Source organism: Halomonas sp. 707D4 (assembly GCF_024158685.1).
Classification (GTDB): Bacteria; Pseudomonadota; Gammaproteobacteria; order Pseudomonadales; family Halomonadaceae; genus Vreelandella.
In genome coordinates this window covers 1-3,756 of record NZ_JAMZBD010000318.1, presented here as the reverse complement: position 1 = coordinate 3,756, position 3,756 = coordinate 1, and the positions used below count along the sequence as shown (strand labels likewise).

The window sequence follows — 3,756 nt, the reverse complement described above, 5'->3', positions numbered from 1 at the left end:
CTACGTGGATCTGCTCGGCAATTACGGCCCGCCGGGGGGCAGCTCCAACGGTTTCAACGAGAACCTGGCGCTGTTCGCCCGCGGCAACTGCGCCATGTGGGTCGATGCCACCTCCGCCGCCGGCAAGCTGTTCGATCCGGACGAGTCGAGCGTCGCCGAGAGCCTCGGTTTCGCCCGGGCACCGGTCGCCGAGACGCCCAAGGGCTCGCACTGGCTGTGGACCTGGGCGCTGGCGATTCCCGCCTCCTCGGAGCAGAAGGAGGCCGCCCAGACCTTCATCACCTGGGCCACCTCCAAGGAGTACATCGAACTCGTGGGCGAAACCCACGGCTGGACCAGTGTCCCTCCCGGCACGCGCGAATCGACCTACGCCAACGAGCAGTACCAGCAGGCCGCGCCCTTCGCCGGCTTCGTGCTCGAGGCCATCGAGAACGCCGACCCCACCGACTCGACCCTCGAGCCCAACCCCTATACCGGCGTGCAGATCGTCAACATTCCGGAGTTCCAGGCCATCGGCACCCAGGTCGGCCAGAGCATCGCCGCCGCCCTCACCGGTGACACCAGCGTGGAGCAGGCCCTCGACAGCGCCCAGCGCGCCACCGAGCGCACCATGCAGCGCGCCGGCTACAACGACTGATGCAGCGCTCGCCCGCCACCACGGGCGAGCGTTCTCGATGCTTTTCTCAGCACGACTGCTTTCGTGGACATTGCCATGACTAGAACACGCGCGTCGGGTCGCCAAGTGGGGGGATTGAGGGCGCTGTCGCTGCAGGCCCCCGCCGTGACCCTGCTGCTTTTATGGATGCTGATACCGCTGGGGATGACCCTGTGGTTCTCCCTGCAGCGCTACAACCTGCTGATGCCGGGCATGACCGGCTTCGCCGGATTCGAGAACTACGAGTACCTGCTCACCGACCCCGCCCTGTGGGTCGCCATGGGCAATACGCTGCTGCTGGTCGGCTGGGTGCTGGCCATCACCGTGGTGGGCGGCACGCTCCTGGCGGTGCTGTTCCAGCAGGAGTTTCCGGGCCGGGGCATTGCCCGGGTGCTGGCGATCTCGCCGTTCTTCGTCATGCCCACGGTCAGCGCCCTGGTGTGGAAGAACATGATGATGCACCCGGGAAGCGGGGTGCTGGCCTGGCTCTTTCAGTCGCTCGGCCTGCCCGCCGTCGACTGGTTCTCCCACTTCCCGCTGACCTCGATCGTGATCATCGTCTCCTGGCAGTGGCTGCCCTTTGCGCTTCTGATCCTGCTCACCGCGCTTCAGTCGCTGGACGAGGATCAGGTGGAGGCGGCGCGCATGGATGGCGCGGGGCCGCTGGCGATCTTCTTTTTCATCACGCTGCCGCACCTCAAGCGGGCGATCAGCGTGGTGATCATGATCGAGATGATCTTTTTGCTGACGATCTTCGCCGAGATCTTCGTCACCACCTCCGGCGGGCCGGGGCTTGCCACCACCAACCTGGCGTATCTCATCTACATTCGCGCGCTGCTCGATTTCGATGTCGGCGTGGCCTCTGCCGGCGGCGTCGTGGCCATCATCCTGGCCAACATCGTGGCGATCTTTCTGGTCCGCATGGTCGCCCGGAATCTGGAAGAGTAGGGCGTTCGAGGAGCACACCCATGTCAATGTCGCGCCAACCCATGGCACCCAGGCACGCCTTGCCGATCAAGCAGCTGCTGCTGACGCTGCTGGCCTGGTCCGTCGCCTTCGTCATCTTCTTTCCCATCCTGTGGATGGTGCTCACCGGCTTCAAGACCGAGACCGCGGCCATCGCCGACCCGAGCTTCATCTTCTCGCCCACGCTCGAAAGCTATCAGGCGGTACAGGCGCGCTCGGGCTACGCGCGCTTCGCGCTCAACAGCGTCGCGGTGGCCTTCGGTTCCACCCTGCTGGCGCTTCTGATCGCCATCCCCTCGGCCTACGCCATGGCGTTTCTGCCCACCAAGCGCACCAAGGGGACGCTCTTGTGGATGCTCTCGACCAAGATGCTGCCGCCGGTCGGCGTGCTGGTGCCGATCTACCTGATCTTTCGCGACGTCGGGCTTCTCGATACCCGCACCGGGCTGATCCTCGTCTACACCCTGATGAACCTGCCCATCGTGGTCTGGATGCTCTACACCTTCTTCAAGGACATGCCCAGGGACATCCTCGAAGCGGGGCGGATGGACGGTGCCTCGACGTTTCAGGAAGTGTGGTATCTGCTTTTGCCGCTGACCCTACCCGGCATCGCCTCTACCGGGCTTCTGTCGGTCATCCTGAGCTGGAACGAGGCGTTCTGGAGCCTCAACCTGACCTCGTCGAAAGCGGCGCCCTTGACCGCCTACATCGCCTCGTTCTCGAGTCCCGAAGGGCTTTTCTGGGCCAAGCTCTCGGCGGCCTCGACCATGGCGATCGCGCCCATCCTGATCCTCGGCTGGATGACCCAAAAACAGATGGTTCGCGGGCTGACCTTCGGCGCCGTCAAGTAAGGAGTGTTCAATGGCAACTTTGCAGCTTCACGACCTCGTCAAGCGCTTTGGCGACACCGAGGTGATCAAGGGGATCGATCTCGACGTCGAGGATCGCGAGTTCGTGGTGTTCGTCGGCCCCTCCGGCTGCGGCAAGTCCACCTTGATGCGCATGATCGCGGGGCTCGAGAGCGCAAGCGAGGGCGACATCCTGATCGACGGTCAGCGCATGAACGACGTCGGCCCCGCCGACCGCGGCCTGGCGATGGTGTTCCAGAGCTACGCGCTCTACCCGCACATGAGCGTGGCGGACAACATGGGCTTCTCGATGCGCCTGGCAGGCGTGCCCAAGGCCGAGCGCCGCGCCAAGGTGCTGGAGGCGGCCAGGATCCTCCAGCTCGAGCCACTGCTCGAGCGCAAGCCCAAGGCGCTCTCCGGCGGCCAGCGCCAGCGGGTGGCCATCGGCCGCGCCATCGTGCGCAACCCTGGCATCTTCCTGTTCGACGAGCCGCTCTCCAACCTGGACGCCGCGCTCAGAGTGCAGATGCGCATCGAACTCGCCAGGCTCCACGAGGAGCTCGACGCCACCATGATCTACGTCACCCACGACCAGATCGAGGCGATGACCATGGCGGACAAGATCGTCGTGCTCCACGACGGCGTGGTCGAGCAGGTGGGCTCGCCCATGGCGCTCTACCACCACCCGCGCAACCGCTTCGTGGCAGGCTTCATCGGCTCGCCGACGATGAACTTCCTCGCCGTGGAGGTCGCCGGTCTGGAGGCCGAAGGCGTGCGCGTGACGCTGCCCAGTGGTGGCCAGTGCGTGGTGCCGGTGGACGGCGCGCGCGTGCAGCAGGCCGCCACCCTCGAGCTCGGCATTCGCCCGGAGCACCTGCGCCTGGACGACGCCGGGCCGCTTGGCGGCACCATCCAGGTGCTCGAGCGCCTCGGCGGGCAGACATCGCTCTACATCGAGACCGACGGCGGGCTCGTCACGCTGATGGCCGACGGCGACGTCGCCTACCGCGTGCACGACCCGGTGCGCTTTGGTTTCGATGCAAGACGGGCACATCTCTTCGATGTCGACGGCCTGGCCTGCGAAAGCCTCGAGGCCCACCCGCTGGCGAGCCTGACCCGCCAGGACAACCGCGTATCGCCGCAGGCCGCCCCATGAAGGCGGTGATCTTCGACTGCGACGGCGTGCTGGTGGATAGCGAAGTCCTCGCCGAAGAGACGCTGCACGCGCATCTAGAGGCGTGGCTACCGGACGTGGACGTGGCCACCGAGCTTGGCCAGGCGCTGGGC

Annotated in this window: 4 protein-coding genes; all 4 read left to right on the top strand. The window is 65.8% G+C overall.

Annotated elements, in window-relative coordinates; all coding sequences use genetic code 11:
* Window positions 1-637, top strand: a 637-nt coding sequence (locus BIS11_RS12855; protein ID WP_253586193.1) for an extracellular solute-binding protein, incomplete at its 5' end; no start/stop codon positions are given.
* A 75-nt stretch (window positions 638-712) separates the two neighbouring features.
* Window positions 713-1,603 carry a carbohydrate ABC transporter permease gene (locus BIS11_RS12850; RefSeq protein WP_253424593.1) on the top strand — a complete coding sequence of 297 codons (891 nt, stop codon included), beginning with the start codon at window positions 713-715 and terminating at the stop codon, window positions 1,601-1,603.
* Window positions 1,604-1,623: 20 nt separating this feature from the next.
* A complete protein-coding gene (locus BIS11_RS12845; RefSeq protein ID WP_253424590.1) occupies window positions 1,624-2,472 on the top strand; it encodes a carbohydrate ABC transporter permease in 849 nt (282 codons plus the stop codon).
* Between the two features lie 10 nt (window positions 2,473-2,482).
* Window positions 2,483-3,625 (top strand): ABC transporter ATP-binding protein, encoded by a 1,143-nt coding sequence (locus tag BIS11_RS12840; RefSeq protein WP_253424587.1) that lies wholly within the window; start codon window positions 2,483-2,485, stop codon window positions 3,623-3,625.
* Window positions 3,626-3,756: the final 131 nt, after the last annotated feature.

Bases quoted from the DNA above. Each gene is read 5' to 3' on its own strand.
- BIS11_RS12850 (WP_253424593.1), top strand. From the start codon at position 713: ATGACTAGAACACGCGCGTCGGGTCGCCAAGTGGGGGGATTGAGGGCG.
- BIS11_RS12845 (WP_253424590.1), top strand. From the start codon at position 1,624: ATGTCAATGTCGCGCCAACCCATGGCACCCAGGCACGCCTTGCCGATC.
- BIS11_RS12840 (WP_253424587.1), top strand. From the start codon at position 2,483: ATGGCAACTTTGCAGCTTCACGACCTCGTCAAGCGCTTTGGCGACACC.